This is a genomic window from Natrinema sp. CRL1 (assembly GCF_059162405.1).
This window is the reverse complement of the sequence record NZ_JBLVOY010000001.1, coordinates 376,441-394,809: the sequence shown is the minus strand read 5'-3', so window position 1 is coordinate 394,809 and position 18,369 is coordinate 376,441. Positions and strand designations below refer to the sequence as shown.

The 18,369-nt window shown below is 53.6% G+C and carries 28 protein-coding genes; 23 read left to right on the top strand and 5 right to left on the bottom strand.

Annotated elements, in window-relative coordinates:
• Window positions 1-34: 34 nt before the first annotated feature.
• Both ACJYUO_RS02150 and ACJYUO_RS02145 read left to right on the top strand, forming a co-directional pair.
• Window positions 35-346, top strand: a complete 312-nt coding sequence (locus tag ACJYUO_RS02150) for a winged helix-turn-helix domain-containing protein (RefSeq protein WP_494344422.1) — start codon at window positions 35-37, stop codon at window positions 344-346.
• The gene (locus ACJYUO_RS02145) at window positions 346-642 is read left to right on the top strand and encodes a winged helix-turn-helix domain-containing protein (RefSeq protein ID WP_494343769.1); all 297 of its coding nucleotides are present in this window, start codon (window positions 346-348) and stop codon (window positions 640-642) included. Before ACJYUO_RS02150 ends, ACJYUO_RS02145 begins: the two co-directional genes overlap by 1 nt.
• Before the next feature lie 30 nt (window positions 643-672).
• On the opposite strand, the gene ACJYUO_RS02140 is transcribed toward ACJYUO_RS02145, so the two are convergent.
• From ACJYUO_RS02140 to ACJYUO_RS02130, 3 genes are all read right to left on the bottom strand, one after another.
• Window positions 673-1,839 (bottom strand): DUF262 domain-containing protein, encoded by a 1,167-nt coding sequence (locus ACJYUO_RS02140; protein WP_494343768.1) that lies wholly within the window; start codon window positions 1,837-1,839, stop codon window positions 673-675.
• Window positions 1,840-1,951: 112 nt separating this feature from the next.
• A complete protein-coding gene (locus ACJYUO_RS02135; protein ID WP_494343767.1) occupies window positions 1,952-2,539 on the bottom strand; it encodes a tyrosine-type recombinase/integrase in 588 nt (195 codons plus the stop codon).
• 128 nt (window positions 2,540-2,667) lie between these two features.
• Complete coding sequence (locus tag ACJYUO_RS02130; RefSeq protein WP_494343766.1) at window positions 2,668-3,486, bottom strand: hypothetical protein; 819 nt, start codon at window positions 3,484-3,486, stop codon at window positions 2,668-2,670.
• 298 nt (window positions 3,487-3,784) lie between these two features.
• Here ACJYUO_RS02130 and ACJYUO_RS02125 point away from each other — a divergent pair, with 298 nt between their 5' ends.
• Together ACJYUO_RS02125 and ACJYUO_RS02120 are read left to right on the top strand one after the other, a co-directional pair.
• Window positions 3,785-4,513, top strand: coding sequence for a hypothetical protein (locus ACJYUO_RS02125; protein ID WP_494343765.1), 729 nt, complete (start codon window positions 3,785-3,787; stop codon window positions 4,511-4,513).
• 237 nt (window positions 4,514-4,750) lie between these two features.
• Window positions 4,751-5,098 (top strand): hypothetical protein, encoded by a 348-nt coding sequence (locus ACJYUO_RS02120; protein WP_494343764.1) that lies wholly within the window; start codon window positions 4,751-4,753, stop codon window positions 5,096-5,098.
• Here ACJYUO_RS02120 and ACJYUO_RS02115 read toward each other — a convergent pair.
• Window positions 5,085-5,654: a hypothetical protein gene (locus ACJYUO_RS02115; RefSeq protein ID WP_494343763.1), complete on the bottom strand. Its 570-nt coding sequence runs from the start codon at window positions 5,652-5,654 to the stop codon at window positions 5,085-5,087. The two genes, ACJYUO_RS02120 and ACJYUO_RS02115, sit on opposite strands and share 14 nt — an antisense overlap.
• 204 nt (window positions 5,655-5,858) lie before the next feature.
• Here ACJYUO_RS02115 and ACJYUO_RS02110 point away from each other — a divergent pair, with 204 nt between their 5' ends.
• Entirely contained in the window at window positions 5,859-7,160 is a 1,302-nt protein-coding gene (locus tag ACJYUO_RS02110; RefSeq protein ID WP_494343762.1) for an HNH endonuclease, read from the top strand.
• Between the two features lie 104 nt (window positions 7,161-7,264).
• Window positions 7,265-8,320: a pentapeptide repeat-containing protein gene (locus ACJYUO_RS02105; protein ID WP_494343761.1), complete on the top strand. Its 1,056-nt coding sequence runs from the start codon at window positions 7,265-7,267 to the stop codon at window positions 8,318-8,320.
• Between the two features lie 21 nt (window positions 8,321-8,341).
• Here the strand turns inward: ACJYUO_RS02105 and ACJYUO_RS02100 are convergent, their stop codons facing one another.
• On the bottom strand, window positions 8,342-8,542 hold the full coding sequence (locus tag ACJYUO_RS02100; RefSeq protein ID WP_494343760.1) for a DUF8053 family protein: 201 nt from the start codon (window positions 8,540-8,542) through the stop codon (window positions 8,342-8,344).
• A 105-nt stretch (window positions 8,543-8,647) separates the two neighbouring features.
• On the opposite strand from ACJYUO_RS02100, the gene ACJYUO_RS02095 reads away from it, so the two are divergent.
• From ACJYUO_RS02095 to ACJYUO_RS02015, 17 genes are all read left to right on the top strand, one after another.
• Window positions 8,648-8,971, top strand: a complete 324-nt coding sequence (locus tag ACJYUO_RS02095) for a WDGH domain-containing protein (RefSeq protein ID WP_494343759.1) — start codon at window positions 8,648-8,650, stop codon at window positions 8,969-8,971.
• Entirely contained in the window at window positions 8,971-10,053 is a 1,083-nt protein-coding gene (locus ACJYUO_RS02090) for a hypothetical protein (protein ID WP_494343758.1), read from the top strand. Before ACJYUO_RS02095 ends, ACJYUO_RS02090 begins: the two co-directional genes overlap by 1 nt.
• Window positions 10,050-10,709, top strand: a complete 660-nt coding sequence (locus ACJYUO_RS02085) for a hypothetical protein (RefSeq protein WP_494343757.1) — start codon at window positions 10,050-10,052, stop codon at window positions 10,707-10,709. Before ACJYUO_RS02090 ends, ACJYUO_RS02085 begins: the two co-directional genes overlap by 4 nt.
• Window positions 10,693-11,211 (top strand): hypothetical protein, encoded by a 519-nt coding sequence (locus ACJYUO_RS02080; RefSeq protein ID WP_494343756.1) that lies wholly within the window; start codon window positions 10,693-10,695, stop codon window positions 11,209-11,211. The genes ACJYUO_RS02085 and ACJYUO_RS02080 overlap by 17 nt, the downstream gene beginning before the upstream one ends.
• Window positions 11,208-11,795 (top strand): hypothetical protein, encoded by a 588-nt coding sequence (locus ACJYUO_RS02075; RefSeq protein ID WP_494343755.1) that lies wholly within the window; start codon window positions 11,208-11,210, stop codon window positions 11,793-11,795. Before ACJYUO_RS02080 ends, ACJYUO_RS02075 begins: the two co-directional genes overlap by 4 nt.
• Window positions 11,792-12,580: an ATP-binding protein gene (locus ACJYUO_RS02070; protein WP_494343754.1), complete on the top strand. Its 789-nt coding sequence runs from the start codon at window positions 11,792-11,794 to the stop codon at window positions 12,578-12,580. The genes ACJYUO_RS02075 and ACJYUO_RS02070 overlap by 4 nt, the downstream gene beginning before the upstream one ends.
• A 4-nt stretch (window positions 12,581-12,584) precedes the next feature.
• Window positions 12,585-12,767: a hypothetical protein gene (locus ACJYUO_RS02065; protein ID WP_494343753.1), complete on the top strand. Its 183-nt coding sequence runs from the start codon at window positions 12,585-12,587 to the stop codon at window positions 12,765-12,767.
• Between the two features lie 83 nt (window positions 12,768-12,850).
• Window positions 12,851-13,969 (top strand): hypothetical protein, encoded by a 1,119-nt coding sequence (locus ACJYUO_RS02060; protein ID WP_494343752.1) that lies wholly within the window; start codon window positions 12,851-12,853, stop codon window positions 13,967-13,969.
• A gap of 134 nt (window positions 13,970-14,103) precedes the next feature.
• Window positions 14,104-14,379, top strand: coding sequence for a hypothetical protein (locus tag ACJYUO_RS02055; RefSeq protein ID WP_494343751.1), 276 nt, complete (start codon window positions 14,104-14,106; stop codon window positions 14,377-14,379).
• A complete protein-coding gene (locus tag ACJYUO_RS02050) occupies window positions 14,380-14,871 on the top strand; it encodes a hypothetical protein (protein WP_494343750.1) in 492 nt (163 codons plus the stop codon). It abuts the gene before it with no gap.
• Window positions 14,871-15,608: a hypothetical protein gene (locus ACJYUO_RS02045; protein WP_494343749.1), complete on the top strand. Its 738-nt coding sequence runs from the start codon at window positions 14,871-14,873 to the stop codon at window positions 15,606-15,608. Before ACJYUO_RS02050 ends, ACJYUO_RS02045 begins: the two co-directional genes overlap by 1 nt.
• Window positions 15,609-15,614: 6 nt before the next feature.
• Window positions 15,615-15,845 (top strand): hypothetical protein, encoded by a 231-nt coding sequence (locus tag ACJYUO_RS02040; RefSeq protein WP_494343748.1) that lies wholly within the window; start codon window positions 15,615-15,617, stop codon window positions 15,843-15,845.
• Between the two features lie 62 nt (window positions 15,846-15,907).
• Window positions 15,908-16,645: a phage tail protein gene (locus tag ACJYUO_RS02035; protein WP_494343747.1), complete on the top strand. Its 738-nt coding sequence runs from the start codon at window positions 15,908-15,910 to the stop codon at window positions 16,643-16,645.
• Window position 16,646: 1 nt separating this feature from the next.
• The gene (locus tag ACJYUO_RS02030) at window positions 16,647-16,862 is read left to right on the top strand and encodes a hypothetical protein (protein ID WP_494343746.1); all 216 of its coding nucleotides are present in this window, start codon (window positions 16,647-16,649) and stop codon (window positions 16,860-16,862) included.
• Window positions 16,862-17,338, top strand: coding sequence for a hypothetical protein (locus tag ACJYUO_RS02025; protein WP_494343745.1), 477 nt, complete (start codon window positions 16,862-16,864; stop codon window positions 17,336-17,338). Before ACJYUO_RS02030 ends, ACJYUO_RS02025 begins: the two co-directional genes overlap by 1 nt.
• Window positions 17,335-17,541: a hypothetical protein gene (locus tag ACJYUO_RS02020; protein ID WP_494343744.1), complete on the top strand. Its 207-nt coding sequence runs from the start codon at window positions 17,335-17,337 to the stop codon at window positions 17,539-17,541. The genes ACJYUO_RS02025 and ACJYUO_RS02020 overlap by 4 nt, the downstream gene beginning before the upstream one ends.
• Window positions 17,542-18,366 (top strand): hypothetical protein, encoded by an 825-nt coding sequence (locus tag ACJYUO_RS02015; protein WP_494343743.1) that lies wholly within the window; start codon window positions 17,542-17,544, stop codon window positions 18,364-18,366.
• Window positions 18,367-18,369: the final 3 nt, after the last annotated feature.

Sequence of the window (18,369 nt, the reverse complement as noted above, 5' to 3'; positions counted from 1 at the left end):
AGTATTAGGTGGGAATGTAGCATAACAGAGTATGATGAGACAATCTGGGACATGGATGACGATCTGGGATGATCGGATTTTGGAGATCATCCGGGATGAGGATGCAGGGAGAGTAGGAGATTTAACGGAAAGAGACGCTATTCATATTTCTCCATCTTCTGTATCCCGAAGATGCAAAAAACTTGCAGAGCACGGATTACTTACTCCTCTCGGAAACGGAGTCTACACAATCACCGATCGAGGAAAAGCGTACCTCGATGAAGAGTACGACGCCGAAAACGAGGTCTACCTCAACGGAAACGGCTCGAACAACGGTCCCACTGCAAGCCAAACCTCCGAATCGTAATGAGTCGAAAACCCGCCTGCTGGATGTGCACGCTCGATGAACGGATCCTTGAGTGGCTCTCGGAGGATTCGTGGTCGACACCACGGCATATGTCTCGAGCAGTCAATCTCACCGCATCGCGTGGGCGGGTTAGGGAGCGTTGTCAACTGCTTTCTCAGGTAGGACTGGTTGCCCCACTCTTTGAGGATAGTCACATGTACGAAATCACATGTGAGGGTCAGGGATATCTCGATGGAGAGCTCGATGTCGAGAATCGGCAAAAGCCATCACCTCGAACTCTCAAAAATAGTTACTAAAGAGATCTTGCTTGTCCATAGACGTAGCAGCTACTCTATAGATTCATCATCAGGAAGTATGTTATCTTCCACGGCAAATTGAATTTGTCGGGATCTTGAAACTAACTCACTGTATGTTATAATATCAATTCTATTTAAATGGCTTTGAATTATCCGTAGACCCTCCCGTTCATCCTCGTTTAAGTCTTTTCCAATAATAATTATACCACGTGGTTTTAGAACATGCAATCCGTCCTTAGAGTAAATTCGATGCTGGTCTTGTTCTAGATTGTATATGTAGTTCTGAACTTGTGTAATTGCCTTTGTTAGCTCAGCAGCAGGATAATATGTTTTATGGGAACTATCATAGTTGACCACTGGGTGATGAGGACGCTTGAGTTCAATAATATCTAAATATCCATTTATTGATTCGAGAGCCAGATCGACTTCATCTTCACGAGTCAAATTTCGCTTTACCAGTTTCACATACTCTGTACCGAGCATCCAGAGGTTCCTTTCCAGGAACTTTTGGTACTTTTTCTCCTTCTTGTCTTCACTAACTAATCCTTCAAAATCATCGATTGTTTCTCTCATTCGGTACGACCGAATGTTGGACTCTATTTCAAAAAGGGAAAATAGTCCACTTTCGACCCCCTCTTCTGAAGATATTAAGACGAAGCTGATATTTCGAGTTGTCCTCTGAAACAGACTTATTAATTCATCGTCCCCGAGAGATTCAATCTTATTCTGAAAGAAATCATAGCATCTCGTGATAAGTCCACTGCTCTCTGTTTCTTTGCCTTCAAGCATCTGAATATATTCCTGGGAATTATTGTTAGATACCCGTAAGCGAGGTTCATTCTCAAATTTTTCCCATAGCATCCCGTCAATTATATCCAAAAGATCATCTATATTTCTGTCTTTACACTGGTCCCGGATTGCGCAAAGAAGTAGCGAAATAGTCACCAGTCTTTGTTGTCCATCAATTAGTTCGACAATTCTAGTAAATGAACCTTGTATTGCGGTCTGAGATCTCTCTGAGATGATTATCGTGCCTAAAAGTTGGTCATCGTCGTCATTCAGAGATGTCAAAGTGCCCCATAATTGGTTCCACTTTGGAGGACCCCAAATATATTCTCTTTGGAATTTGGGGATGTTAAAAATGGAGTTTGAGGTGAATAAACCATAGATCGTATCAACTTTTGCTTCGAATGCCATATTTCAAGTAAAACTATTTCCAACTTAGTCTTCCCGCTCTGGTCGAGTTGAGTAGACTGCTATTCAGACTTGCAGGTTATATTTTGATCTCTGATGTTTACGTTGAAATCTCCTATAGCCAGCTAACCTTACTACGCTCTCTCTGTTGAGCTTCTGGGCTGAAGCTCCCTCGATAGTGTTCAAGAAAGGTTTCGAGGTCGTTCCAACCGCCCCAGTCACAGACCAAGAGCGGATCGACATCGTCGGAGGCGAGTGCAGTCGCCCAGGTCCGACGGAGATCGTGGAACCCAAGGTGATCCCAGCCGGCGTCTCCCGTCTCCTCGTACAGCTGGTCGGCAGCCGATCGCACCCACCGCCGGAGTGATCGCGTACTCGTGATCTCGACGAGCGACGAGCTGGTCGGCGCGTCGCGGACGTCGTCGACCGTCCGGATAGTCGTCGCGAGATCTCGCGGCACGGGTGTCTCTCGGAACTTGCCGCCCTTCCCGTGCCAGACGCGGAGCATCGTCCCGGCATCGGTATCGACGATGTCCTCCGGCGCAACGTCGAGGACCTCATGTGAACGGAGGCCGCATCGCGCTCCGAGCGCGAACGCGATCCGCTGCTGGGTATCCTCGGCCGCCTCGAGCAACTCTTCTACTTCGTTCTGGCTGAGCCAGACCTTCATGTCGTCGCGGTTCTCATGCTGTTGTAGATTCATGCGTCCGGGATGCCTGCATGTCGGACAAGAACCGCCGGGAATCTAGTTTTTTCGGTGGTGCTCGAGGGGGAGATCGGGCCGATTCTGTCCGACTCTACCGTAATTCTCGGACAGGCAAACGCGATCTGCTATAGATACGGTCTGACTTTTGAACGAATCGTTTGTGCTCTATTACGCACCCTTACATCATCATCCCAGTTATTTTCGTTCCAGGAGATAGTAAGTCGCCCAGATCCATTTACGGTCACTGTGTTTTCGTCCCCTCGCTTGGTGTTTAATTGTTTAACATCTAAGGACTCGACTGCAGTATCGATAATCGAGTTTCCACTTAAATCTCCATCTCCTTGACCAGTGCTGAATGTAAGACCTTCACAAAGGTCTACGAGGGTCCGCATCTCGCTACTCAGATCTGAGTCGCTCAGATCATCGTCATCTCCAGGCTGGCTAAAGCTTATTTTGCTAACTGTGTCAGCTAAATTATAGACATCCTCTATTTCGTCTTGGCCAAAGGATTTTCGAGTGAAATAGTCATTATCTACATCCAGGTCAGAAACATCCGCGATGAACGCGGGAATCCATGCCTCTGCCATGTCTTGTCTCGTTTGGAAAACAAACTCTCCTGTATCGAAGTAGAGAACATATGATGTTTCTAAGATCGTTTCGTTTTGCTCGACTTCTTCATTATCATCATTTCTCACTCTAAAGCTCTCATCAGTATCTGTGACATACGTGAAATAACAGAAGTTGTGCGAATCTCTGCTAGTTTCGTAATAGAGATCGCGCCCTTTTTCGAGGTATTCTAATTCATTACCAGTTACTGGATCTTCATCTTCTTTCCGTGTGATGAATTCGTCATCATCAATATTGTCGGCTAATTCTTCCGGCGATGGAAGTTCGGATGTAGGCAAGTCAAATTCTGCCAGTCGAAAGGTAGTTCTGGTCGTCATCTAAGAGATATTGTACATCCTAATCATAAATTCTTTTTGGAATGTTATATAGAAATGAATGTATATTAAATTAATATCTATCCAAATACATTCGCTTTAATCCTATTTCGATTTTTCCTATAGAACACGAAAATAAAGTTATCAATATATGAGGTCCCCCTAAGCGCCGGTAAGATGTTCTTGGAGATCGGCTTCACAGACACCCCTATCCGACTCTACTACGATTCTCGAACAGTTAGATCTAAAGCAAATATGATGCTATAGACATATACAATTCAGAGCCAGGAGTTTACAAAAGATGGTACAATCTGATTTGGCGTCATTCTGCCATGAACTTGCAAATCGTGCCCCAAGTCAGACTAGTCGAATTCTTAAGGGAGAGAAACAGGTTATCAAAAAGGATCTCTTAAAGCAGGATCCAGAACAATTCGTTAATCAGTACCTTGTCTGGCCTGTGTGTGAATCAATCGGATACAATTTCATCACGGAACGGTATCTTGAGGGACATGGTGGTTCGATTGACGTATATATATCCAATACTACAGAGCCAATTCTATGCGAATGCAAACGTCTCAACCACTACAAACGGGCTATCCGGGATCTGAGAGAGTACTTGGATCATAGAACCACCGAAACAAATTACGGTATTGCAACAGATGGTATAAACTGGCTACTGATACGAGAACCAGGCGACCAACGAATGAATGTAGAGGTTCTCGAATATCATTCATTTAGAGGTGCGATATTCGATTGTCTTGTCTCACTCGGTGTTGTTCAAGCTCAGCTCCAGGGGGAACGCGTGCTATGGAACTCTTCGGTTGGAAAGGTTGCTAATGCATCTTACGAGAAATATGGTCAATTGCGCCGTGTTCCAATAGCCGATTCCGTTGCTGACTTCGTCGATAAATTCTCTGTCAATAATATCTCTGCTCATATGTCGTCCAGTAGCTTTGATGAAACACTGGGATCATACGAAAACCAGTCGTCTGACGATAGCACAGAAAGTACCTTAGACGACTTTATATAGCAAATCCCCTGTCCTCAATGTTCAGTTTTGACTCTACAGAAACTGAGGAACTGGATGTACGGTATAGAGATTGTATCTAATCTCGCTCGAAATGCCATCGAGGACAGGCTTCGCGGACACCCTTGTGACCTCAAAGAGTGGGTTCTCGGACATTACTGCCCTATAATCTAATGAGATTGACGAAATAATAGATTACATTGAAGACAAGGGCATGTGAAGGGGATGATATTCATACGAATGGAAGCAGAACAGATTGAAAGAAGTTCAGAGAAAGAAACTGAAGCCAAGTCCGTTACGTGGCAGGAACGTATTGTCCGCTGGCGATATGAATCGAAAAGTACGCCTAAGCGGGTCGCTGGTTTTTGGTTGAAAGCAGGTATCGAGGCGATCGTGATTATTGGTATTCCAGTGGGATTGTTCGTATTGACAACTACAACCTTAGTTAGTTTCTCTCTTTCTTCCCTTCCTGTACTTCCGACAGGTGTGGAATCAAGGGTAATCGCGTGGGTTATACTTACCGCTGGAGGCTGGGCACCTCTTCGCTGTATGTTGACTGAGGAGCTCGAAATAGTCAGTGCACAATAGCAGCTGGAGGTGAATTATGGTTCCCACCTACGACACTATCTAAGAAGGCTTCTGCAGTAACGTCCCCAGCTGTCCCGAGCATATGGGCCACAGTGAACGCTATTTTCATGATAAGATGGGCAGGAGTGGGTGCTGACACTATAAATCTAAGCTCGAATATTGGATAAGTCACTGCAACTGCAATACCTATTGCGGGAGCAGATACGCTGGCAATAGTGATGCCAACTATGGCTCCGATCAACACGATTGAATTGACTAATATCGCAATAAAGATAACTAGCGAGCGTTTCTCTTGACCACTCATATTTTCGAAAAACTCCCGAAGGGACTCAACACCTGAGACCCGAAATAGGGAAACAGTTAATGCTGTATAAATCACGAACCAAGATATTGCAGTATACATAATGTAGCCCGCGAGTTCGGGAATAAAGAAATAGCTCCCGATGAGAGTCGGACTCATAAATAGGGAATGGCCGATACTAATCGGAACGAGGAAAAAGCCGAGTATTGCCCAATATCGGAGCACAACTCGGGGAATTCCTGGCGCCTCGCCCATTGTTCTGGAATGAAGGTACACTGTTCTAACGGGTAAAACTTTTCGCACATCATCAAAGTCCACAGAATAACGCTCTCAGGTCTTACCAACCGGGAAATCAGTCTGGGATTTTGGTCTAACCACGTCGATTAAGTTGGCGGGCCGTATCTTGATCTACATCCGATTCGCGCAGGTTTATTTCTTAGACGTGAGATATCGCAAGCCATGACGCGAATGACTGCTGAGGTGTTTTTCGGGGGAGTTGATGATCGGATCCAAAACCTTCAGTCAACTCTTCGGTTCGTTTCGAAGCAGAAGCCAACAGGTGCAGATCTCACAGGATGGATAATAGAAAACACAACCGCTAGCTCAGAAGAAGGTGTTCGAGGGAATATCTCGTTTCTCGAGACGATCGACCTACTTGAGAACACGCCTGATGGCTATCAAACCACGAATAAGGGTGAAACCTTCTGGAGAAAAGATGAGCCCCTGGTCATGTACGAGGGACTCGCAACAGCAGTCGATGGGTTTCGCGAAATCTGTCGGACAATTCCAAATGGCCATCGAACGGTAGAAGAGATACAACTGCAGCTCCAACGCGCTTACCCTGACTACGAATTACCGAAAGACGTTGTCACTAGGCACCTGAGCTGGCTCGAGTCTCTTGAATTGGTCACCAAACAGGATGGAATTTACTCGATCCCGATCGAAGACGGCGAGTTCGAAGTTGGTGAGACATACAGCCGGTGGTTCATCCACGACGTCCTCAAAGGAGAGCGGTACAAAGGAATCGCGACACCGAGTGAACATCCTCTAATTTTCATCTTCACGGGTGACTCTGGGAGCAACTACGGCTACAAAGACGAGTTCCTCGAGGACGATACTTTCCTCTACACTGGTGAAGGAACCGAGGGCGATATGACGATGGACGACGGGAACAAGGCAATCCGCGACCACAAGGAGAACGGTGACGATCTCCATCTCTTCGAAGACACGGATATGCCGTGGATCGTCACATACCTCGGTGAGTACGAATATCTCACACATCGTACCGAGACACTGGAGGACGAAAACGACGAACCTCGCGACGCCTTCCGATTTCGGTTAGCTCCCGTCGGCGGAACAGAGATCGAGAGCGAGAGAGGGACACCTCGATCGCTATCGGATGAGGAACTGTTTCAGAAAGCAAAGCAGAGCTCTCCATCAGGCTCAACGACCTCAACACGTAGCTCGAGCGGTGGACGCTCATACCCGCGCTCCGAATTCGTCCGAGAGTTCGCACTTCGAATGGCAGACGGTGTTTGCCAGGGCTGTGAAGAAGATGCACCGTTCGTGAACAAGAAGGGTGAGCCGTTCCTCGAAGTTCATCACCTTACTCGCCGGAGTGATGGTGGTCCTGACGATCCGGAGAACGTTATTGCCCTGTGTCCGAACTGTCATCGCCGAGTACACGAGGCTCGTGATGGTGACGAATTCAATCAAGAACTGAAAGAAATAGTCAAACCGCGAAACGAGAAATATCTCTAATCGTTGTTCTTTAGCGTACGCAGCATATTTTCAGAGTTGATATTTCAGCAATCATGTTACATTAGAAGAATTGAAGTAATAGCAATATCTCCTGATCAGTAGGTATGAGGCCTGGAAACAAGGATTTCTCAGATTTAGACCATGAGGGTGCGGATTTCTCTGATCTCGACTTATCTGGTGCTGTCTTCACTAATAGTAACCTCCCGTCTGCTAATTTTGAGGGTGCCACTCTTAGGAATGCGGAATTTTATGATACTAATCTTCAGAATGCAAATTTCAGTGATGCAGACCTTACAGGTGCCAAGTTACAAGGCGCGGAGATTCAAGTAAGTGACTTTACTCAGGCAACGCTCGAAAATGCCGATTTAAGTCATGTAGAGGCATTTCAGATCGACTTATCGGGAATCGATCTGAGCTCCACTAATCTAGATTATGGCGACTTCCGACTCGCTGACTTTGACCAATCAATTTTAAATGATAGTAAGATCGTTGGTATAAACCTCTACAATGCTAGTCTAGTAGGCACTCGTATAAGCGGTTGTACCATCAAGAACGCTTCATTAGTCGATTCCGATCTTTCTAGCGCTGATCTTCGACAAACCACCTTCGACAGGGGGGACGTACGAGGGATAAACATTGAAAACGTACAATTAAGCGGCTCAACAGAATTTAAAGGCTTTTGCTGGGAGCCAGAGGGAACCCGTAGTTGGGACACATTAGCAAAATCTTACGATGAGATTCGTGAAGAGTTCAAGCAAAATGCGTTGAACACCTCTCAAAAATCGCTGTACTTTCTGCAACAGAGAGCGAGAACTATCGAAGCCCTGTACGAGCGTAGCTATATATCATTTGCACTGAGGGGGACTTCCGAGTTGCTGACCGGATACGGCGTTCGTTTAAGATACACCGTAGCTTGGACAATACTGCTAATTGTAGCCTCAACTCTTTGGTACTCCTCTATCCCCGAATCAACATGGGAAGGTGGCCCTTTACACTACAGTATTACTACTTTCGTGACCTCTGCCCCTCATCCTCCTACTGGCGTACAAAATGAATTCATGAATAGACTTACCAGAGCAGTTGTGCTGGTGGAGACCTACTTTGGGACTGTTTTGATTATTCTATTAGGCTATGTTCTCGGCAATCGAGATTCGATGTAAAGTGTTAGTAGCTGTTCCAAATCAGAGCGCCTCGCCCTTTGGATAATCGTTCGGATCGATCACGGATACCTCCCACGTCCCTGCATCTGTCTGCGTCACCCGCACTGGTTGATCTTTCACATTTCCATCTTCGTCGACCAATCCAAGCGCCCGAAGTTCGCTCTTCGGGAGTACAACACCGCCCGACGTACGACCGACTTGTGTCAACTGGTGGATCGGCATGGCTACGTTCCTAACTAGCGCTGAATCTGTTTAAACATTAGTCTCACCAGTACGAGACTATGATATTCCCGACCGCTATCACTTGCTCGAGAGTCCCATTTGACCATGGGTGCAGACAACCCGCCACCGACCGACGAGAAGCCTATCGACGAGGTCTATCACGACCGGAATCTCCTCGCGATCGCTTTCGCCAGAGCGATCCGGCTCACGTGGGGCCCGAACACCGCGGGCTGGTACTGGCACGAGGAGTGGCCCGTCGTCTGGGTCGATACCCCAACCGGCCAGAAATCCTGGCACGTCACCCCCGACCTCGAGGAGGTCCTCGAGCGGTCGTCGCTCCAACAGACCGACCCAGAAGGCGGCTACGACGGCCACTCGAGGACGCTGAAGAACTGCCGACTCGCCCGCTACATCACCGGAGCCTACTGATGACCGAACGGATCGAGTTCGGCTCGAAAGCGGCGGCCGACCAGTTCCGTGAGGAGTACGCGGACTACCTCTGTACCGACGACGATCGCCGACTCAAGACCGTCGCGATCTCTTCGGACGTACCCGACCACGTTCTCGAGACGGCGACGGTTGAAGCGTCCGATAGCCAGGCCGATCGTGACGGTTCGGGCCAGCTCCCGCTCGAGGATCACGAAATCGAGTCGATCGACTGGTCGAAGGGACGGGCGAACGTCCCGTGGGCCCGCTCGGTCAAGGCGGTAATGCGCGACGAGGGCGTCGACGACTGGCTCGCGTACCTCGATCCGTCGCTCACCGTCGACGAACACCACGACGTTGCCAAGCGGGCCACTCGAGACGAGCGCGGTGATCGCCTCGATTCCGAATCGGACGTCGACGAGCAACTCGCCCGGACGCGAGCTGCTGGCGATCAATGCGGTAACGCGGCGACCCACTGTGAGGACGGCGACGATGCCGCCTGCGAGTTCCTCACTGACGAATGTGGCTTCGATGAAACTGAGGTACAGACGCTCCTCTCGGATTTCGACGAGGAAATCCCCTCCGACGAAATCACCGGGAAGTGGCTCGGTGCGATCCGGCGGGCCTGGCAAGGCTACCACAACGCGACCGACACGCTCGAAGCGGCCCTCGCAGAAGCCGGCGATTCGGTCAACCACGCGATCGCCGCCGCGAAGGCAATCAATGGCATCCGCCGAGCGCACGGTCAGGACGAAATCAAGACGTTCAGCGAACTCGAGCGACTGCAGCGGCCCCTTCGGTGGGATCCAACGGCGGAGATCACTGCCGAACCCGACACCGACGACCAACCGCTCACCGATGACCACCTCCTCGAGGACGAGACCGAGGAGACGCTGTTCGACCACGCGGTGAACGAACCCGATGAAGGGGTCGAGAACCCCTCGAGGGAGTTCCGCGCGGCTCAGCAAGACGGCTACCTCCGACAGGGTGACGGCGACGATGTCGACGAACGCGAGGGACTCGGTCAGTTCGGAGCCAGGAGAAGCGACACGAAAGCACTCGAAGACTTCGAGAGCGACTCATGACAGGCTACTTCTGCCCCGTCGAGGGGTGCGACAAACACGACGACGAATGGGACGACGACCAACCTCCCTTCGCCTCGAGGGAGGCGGTCAGGAGCCACATCAACGCGATGAGCGGCGACGACCACCAGCGAGCAAGGGACGAAGGGGCCTGGGAAGGGGCCCCGACCAGCAGCGAAGGCACAGACGGCGACGGGCTCGAGAGCAGCGACGAGCAGCAACCCGAAAGAGCCGAGAGCAGCAACGACCAGCGAGACGAGCAGGCAGAAAACAGCAACGAAGGGGACCAAAGCAGCCCCTCGAGCAGCGACACGACCGACGAGAGCAACGACGACCAGGGAGACGAGCAAGTGAAACCCGCAGATAGCACCGACCCGTGGGACCCAGACGAGCAGGCAGATAACCAGCAAGAAGGGGCCGCTCAAGGGGGCCCGAGTAGTGGCTCTTCTCCCTCGAGCAGCGCCTCGAGGGGCGGCCCGAGTCTCCGGACGACCGCGGTCCTGATCGGGGCGGCCGTCGCCGTGGCGCTCCTGGTCATCTTGTGGCGCCGTCGCCGGTCGAATACCATCGACGCCGACTCGGCCGACCCGACGCCCAACGAGGACGACTCGAGCGGCAACGGCATCGACCGCGAGGCCGGGGGTGGTCTCGTTGACTGACGACCGAGACGGCGACCGCGAGGACGAGCCCGAGGAGTCCCTGGAGGAAGATGCGTACGCAGATATCGACCCAGAGATCGCCGAACAAGTCGCGGAAGCCGACGCCGAAGACACCGACGACGAGATAGACGTCGACGACCCAGCGGAGGAGCCGGAAGACGACGACAGTCCAAGTACCGGCGATCGAAAAACGGTCGGCCACGTCTACTGTCGGGCCCTCGGAGCCGGCGCGGCGATCAGCCAGGACCGGATGGGGTCAGGCGTCGACGACCGGTCGGCGGTGATCGACGAGTACGCCGACCTCGCGAAGGAACTCGACCTCGACGAGTACATGGACCAGTGGTACCGGGAGAACCTCAGCGGCAGCTCGGAACTCGGGCCCGGTCAGGGACTCGTGGCGATGACCTCGCTGTTCGCCGTGATGGTTCTCGTCGAGGATACGGAGATGCTCGACGGGGCGATCGACTCCATGAGCGGAGCCACTGCGGAGGTGGAGGCATGAACCTCCGCGAAATCGCGACCGGCGGCGACCCGCGGAAGGCTCTCGCGACCAAGTTCTTCCAGAGCAAGCAGGCCGAAGCCTTCCTCTCGATCGTCGCTCACCGCGAGCGGCGGATCATGGAGGCCGTCGCCGATCTCCAGAAGGCCGTCGACGATGACGACATCGAACCCCTCGAGGGACTCCCGTCGGTCGACGACCGCGTCGAGCAAATCCGCTCGATGGCGCTCGCGATGATCGACGACTCGCTCCCCTCGTGGTACGTCGAGGAAGCGATTGACATCGACAACGCCGACGAAGCCGCCCAGTACGCCGACCTCTCCGACGAGGAGTGGCAGACGACCAAAGAGACGTGGGCCGACCGCTACCGCGAGCAAGGCGTCGAGGGAGGCGTCGACGAACTCGCGACCGCTCACGTCCGGACTCGCTTCGATGTCGACGACCTCGAGACGTTCCGCGAAGCCGTCGTCGAGTGGCCGAACGAGCGGCAGCAAGCCGTCCTCGAGGAAGCCCTCGCCGGCGGTCTCGAGATGGCCGAGCAGGGGATCCACGACGTAACCGACGCCGTCGACTCGGAGGACCGATGAACCTCGCGTTCGGTGCCCGCACGAACTGGGGCAAATCGTACGGCCTGCAAGCGTATACGGAACGCAACGCGCCGGAGTACGACCGGACGGTCCTCGTCGACTACAAGGACGAGTACACCGGCCTCGTCGAGTCGGGACTCCTGCAGCGGCTCCCGCTCCGACCGGGGACTGACGACCTCTCACGGGCCGAATGGCGACGGATCTTCGAGGACAACGGCAGCCTGCAACTCGCCCGCGACGGCATGACCGACGACGCCTGGCGAAAGGCGATCGCGACCGCCATCGCCGCGCTCGCCCAGCTCGAGGAACGCACGTTCCTGGGGCTGGACGAGGCCCACCGCCTCGCTCCCCAGCGGGACGGTTACCCCGACGAGTTCGACACGCTCGCGACGACCTGGCACGGCGACGGGATGGGCGTCGCGTGGGTCACCCAGCGCTTCGCGAAGCTCGATGAAGACATCGCCTCACAGTGTCAGGCGTCGATGCTCGGGGGGTTCGGCTCCGGCAACGACCTCGATAAAGTCCGTGGGATCGTCGAGTATCCGGCGGATGTCCACAAGGCCGACGCCGAAACCTGCCCGCGGACGCTCCCCGATGAACTGCTCGTCGACGGCGAACCGCTCACACTCCGACGGTTCAGCGACGACGCGGGCAACACGATCGGCTCCGAGTGGATCTACTCAGACGACACCACCCTCAGACGTATCGATTCACGCGACTGGACGCTCGAGAGTACCCACTACGGAAGCGATCGCGTCCGAATCAAACACCCCTTCGACGACTAATCAGATGCGAACCGATGTCTCGCTCCGCGGGAGCAAGGCCGACCAGTTCGAACGGATTCAAGAACAACTCGAGAACCGCCGCGGTCATGATCTTTCGCGGACCGATGTCGTTGGCATCTTGATGGCCGAATTTGAGCAGGATCTCGATGGCGAACGCGGCAGTTCTGCTGAAATCCTTGGCAGGTAGTAGAGTTAATATCCGTTCAGTAAGTATAGGAAGATCCTCTAACAGGGAATACCGATCTGTTTTGAATTCTAGTAGATAGGGCAGTGAGTAGTCGGAAGTATGATTACAATGTATTAGAGTCCATGAATATGGGGATTGTGTGTGAGAACGACACATTGAAAATAGAAGAAATGTCTGAGACCCAGTCTTCACAATTTGAATCGGTTCAAGAAGACGTCTTAGATCCAGATATTATCTCAACAATGATTGAAGATCAACGTATTCCTAACTCTAAATTCAGAGAGTTATGGAAATCCCACTATGGAGATTATGAAGTAACTGATCGAAGATTGAAGATTTCTTGGAAATTATTATGGTCAGAAAAATTCACACAATACAAAAGACAGATTCCTTGGCTTTCATATCTTCAGCAGCAGGAGCCATTGAGCCCAGTCCCCCTATTTGACACGGAGGTTAAAGGAAACAAGCATGTTGTTAAAACAGACACCTATGGGAATAATAATGAAAACGTTCTAAAATATAGCGATCGATTTCGACAAGAGGCACTAAAAGTATCTAAGGCATTGGTTCTACAGCACGCATTGGCTACTGAGAGCGTTTGTACAGACGCGACCCACTTGGTTTCTGAAGAGGTACAGAAGGAGGTAATCGATGGTATTGAACAGGACGGCTGGGTCCACTTCAAAACTACTGAGTCAAAGGATGAAATTCCGATATCGACCAGACAACCTCTTGACGGGGTTTTTTATATGATGTTCACTCGATCACATGAGGGTCATACACCGGATCAAATCAAGGAAGAGGATGTTCCTCGCTACATCGGTATCGCCGAAAGGAACCCTAGCCGCAGTAAAGGAAATAGACTGAATACCAATATTAGAAAGGTTGGGAGCGATTCTAGGATGGCAAGATGGGGATATAATAAATCTGGACACCTTGGTGCTCTTAGTAGAGCTTGTTTTTCAGACTCAGGGTCTGATCCTAAAGAAAAATACAAACGATGGTCCTACGCGCTTTTTGAGGACGGAAAAACAACCCTGAACACTCCCGTCTATGTAGAATTGATTCCTTGGTTCGACATAAGTCTGAGTACTAGCGAAAAGAATTTCATTATGCTGGCTAGCTATATATATGGACATAAGCTATTAAATCAGAGACATTCAATTTATGATTACAAGTGTTTTGACTGGGACGTACAGTGATAATCAAGGTTGACATCGGTCACAACTGCGACGGCGGCCCGCAGCGAATTGCCGCTGATCAGCACTAAACGCGTCAATTGACTGCGGTTCTGACGCGCTCTTATATCCGAATTCGACCGTATAGCCGGACTTGCATGGCGATGAATTTCGATCAGGCCACGCAGGTCCTGACTGACAGCGACGTGTGGATGGATGTCGGCATGGTTGCGGGCGGCTACCTCGCCCCGTACCTCGTCGACACGGCAACCGGCACGATGCTCCCGTCCGAAATTTTCGGCATCGGCGGGATGGCTCTCGGCGAGATGGTCGTTAGCAACCGAGCGTTCACTCTCGGCTCGGGCGCGTTTGTCGTTCGCGAGGCAGCCGAGCGCTTCAACGCCCAGGGCATGATCAACGAGGTGCTGGCGTAGATGAGCCTCTCGCTGTACGCTGCGCTCGGTGATACCTCGAAATACATCTCGACGGAGACGAACATCACCGATCAACTGACGCCGGTCCTCACAATCAGTCCAAAAGACGGTATCGGGGTACTCATCCGGAACGCCGTCAGCGTGGGTGACAAATCCGGCCTCCCGATCTACGGCAAGTTCAACGACTCGAACGGAAACCCACTCCCGGCGAACACTCGAGTCGCGCTCGGCTACAAGGCTCCAACTGACGAGAGCATCCAGGTCGTCTCCGATCCCAAAGCCACGATCGCGAGCTACATCAAGAACAGCGTCTCCGATCAGCAGGACGATCGGAAGGTCGACGCCGTCAAGCACCAGCTCAAGGGCAACAAGCTCGAGGTGCGGGACATCGACGAAGCGTACATCCTCGTCGATTCGTCCGAGCAGATCGACCACTCCCAGAGCGAGATTTACTTCGAGGAAGCAGCACTGGCGGAGGTGGACCTCGAGTAATGGCGATCAAGAACAAACTCAAAGCGGCCTCCTGGGTTCCTGGCAGCGTCACCCTCCGAGAGTTCGAGACCCAGGCGGGCACGCCCGGCGAAGCGAGCGTCGTCGCCGAGATCAAACTCGGTCGGCCGCTTCAGCTTCGCGACGATCCCGACAGCGAGCTGCGACTCGTCCTCCCGGCACACGAACACTTCACGACCAACGGGACCGCAGACGAGCAGGAGACGTTCGAACTCGGTCATAATCTGATCGAGAGCCCGTCGACGCAGGATTTCCTGCTATGGGAGGACGGGAACGTCGTGCAGCCCGACAGCGTCGACTACGACGCCAACTCCTTCGACTACACCTCGAGCGGGACGGAGACGGACCTCGACGTCTTCTACGTGCCCCGGAATCCGGCGTCGGTCGAGATTCGGAAGACTGCACCGGGAGCGGGCGGTAAGGTCAATCAGACGCTCAAGGAGGCACAGACGGCGATCCTGCACACTCGCGATCAGGCTCAGCAGGAAATCCAGTTCGGCTTCGACCGAACTCCACTGCAGCCGTACCTCCCGCGGAAGTTCAAGCTGCAGGTCGTCGTTGACGCTCCGTATACGGTCGCGTTCGAGGCCCCCGAGCGAGCCAACGGGACGCCTCGAGCCCGTAATGCCCTGCTGTCGCTGCCGCGGTTCCAGACCGAGGCCCGGATCGAGGGTCTGGGCGCGGCGGTCAAGCAGGACATGATCGGAGTCCGGGGGTGATCCCCCGTGCAGGGCGGCTTATCCGACGGTACCGAACCCGGAGAGTTAGCGGTGACGACGGCTACGTCGGCGTCGACTGCGACCTCGAGTCCGGAGAACCAGAACCAACCCCAGCAGCCCCCGGAGAGCCCGACGGCGCGACTCGTCTACGGCACGCAGTGGACGCAGGACGATATCATGATCGGCCTGCTGGCGCTGCAGGCGGTGCTGCTGGTCTTCGTCACGCTTCGATCATGAACGGACACATGCAGGGGCTTGTGACGAGCCCCGTCGACGGTATCGACCTGGAGGTGAGCTAGATGGCCGGACCTGCAGCGGCGATGGCCGCTGGCGAGGCGGCCGACAAGGCCGGTGATGTTGCCGAACCCGCGGCGGAGGCCGTGAGCAACGTCTCGAGCGATGTAAGCGAGGCAGCGAAGGAAAGTCAGGGGTTCAACGTCGCGCTCGCGGTCGGCGCGATCGCGGCCGCCTACATCATCTATCGCCTCGTGAACATGCTCAGTGGCCCCGGAGACGCAGCCGGAGACGCTTGGGATGGATCATCCGACGCAGCCGCTGGACTCGGTGGCGCAGTCGGTGACCTCTGGGGCGGCTCGACTGACGCTGCCGGCGGAATCGGCGGCGCGATCGGCGACATCTGGAACGGGGCGACCGATGTCACAGACGGCGCTGGTGATACTGTAGACGGCGTTGGCGACTTCGTCGGCGACGTGACTGGCGACATCTGGGGTGGAACGACCGACGCTGCAGACGGTGCTGGCGACCTCTTCGGAGAAGTGACCGGTGACATCTGGGGAGGAACAACTGACGTTGCAGACGGCACTGGCGATGCCGTCGACGATGTCACCGACGCCGGCGGCGACCTCTTCGGCGGCTTCCTCTCGAGCGGCGGCGACGCCGTCGACGACGCGACTGACGCCGGTGGCAGCGCCGTTGACGATGCAACCGACGCTGGTGGCAATGTGATCGACGACGCAACTGATACCGGCGGTGATCTCGTCGACGGCGCGACCGACTTCGCCGGAGGGCTGATCTAAGATGGAGCCCACTGCACTTCTCAACAACTTCGGTTTCCCAACCGTCGCGTTCCTACTCATGTACCGCCTTTACCGGGAAGAACGCGGCGAACGACGGGAAGAGCGGAGCAAGTGGCTCGACGCGATCAAGGAACACACGGCGACGCTGAAGGCGCTCCGCCGGGATGTCCGGACGGTCGCAACCGACGGCGGCACCGAGCAGGAGGGGGATGAGTGATGGTCGGCGTATCGACGATTGGACCGAGCAGTCAGGTCGAGCAGATCCTCGCGAAGTACGGCCTCGAGGCAACGTCGTGGCCCGACGATCTCGTCGAAAACGACACCGACCGACTGCTGCTCGCGATCCTGCTCGAGCAGCGCGGGGAGAACGCCCTCGAGGCGCTCGATACGGAGGCCGAAGACAGTCAGGAGGCCGCGTATTTCGTGACGGAGGACCCGCTACCGGTCACGACGACCGAAGAGAACCGGCTCAAATGGGGGTACCCGGCGACCTCGGTCACTGTCTGGGGATTCGACCAGCCGATTTACGTCGCGTTCCGCTCGGAAGGCGACTATCGAAAGATCCCGCTCGATCCGGAGGACGCACCGTACAATGCGGGCCCAGAGGGCGGCCTCGGGGCCTCTGCCGCATGGATCTCCAAACAGAGCGAGGACGCCTCTGATACGACGGTCAAGGTGAAAGCGTACAAATGACCCAATCGACGCCACTTGCGGAGCCCCCCGAGGGCGCGATCGTTGGCGAAGATGTCCCGCGCGAGAACGAACAGGACGACCTCGAGCGGCAACTGCTCGAGGAAGTCTGTGGCGTTCTGAAAGCTCGCGGCGAGCCGTACGTGAGCATGAGCGACAGAGAACTCGAGGAACACGCGGAGAAGTACGTTCACAAGGTGAACTAAATGGCAACATTACCCGACGTAGATACCTCAACGACTGGATTCATCGCCTATTGGAATGCTATCGATCAGGGCGGTGTTGGAAGCATCGATCCGAGTGAAGCCCTGTCCGATACCGGACTCGAATCATACACCCTCTACGACAACGGTTTCGAGGGTGTATACAACCTCGGCCACCTCTCGAATAACATCCAATCAGACGTGACTGTGCGGGTGAAGGAAGACGGGTGGTTCATCGCCTATATCGATCGGACCAACGACTTCAGCACCAATTCAGGTACGCCGCCGGTCGGATACTGGGACATCGCGAACGATTGGACCGACCCAACCAGCACGGCCGACATTCAAAGGAACCTCCTTGAGAGAGCCATCAATTCACTCCGCTCAGAACTCTCTAATTCGGGGAATATCACGTATAACAGCACTGACGTGGGACTCTATAATTACGAGTACCCGGACGCAACGACTATCACGCTCTTATCCGGGCAGAACACGTCTACATACCGCAACTCTGGCGATTACTACGTAACATCAGATTACGGATTCGTGTACACCAGCGGGACTACTCGGCACTACCAAGCCGTTACCGGCACTCAAACGCCCGGAGAGGACCTAAACGGCGGTTCCTACCACTCACGTTCTCTATATGAGGGGACTGTCGTAAGCGATACCGCGAGTGGAAAATACGGCTCCTATGACGTACTCGGAAATGGAGCAGCACCGAGCAGCGGAACCGAATACACTCAATCACTCGAATTAGGTGGCGTTCAGGACGAATACGCAGACAACGCCTACGGTAACGCAAATCTCCTAACCATTTGGTCTTAGGAC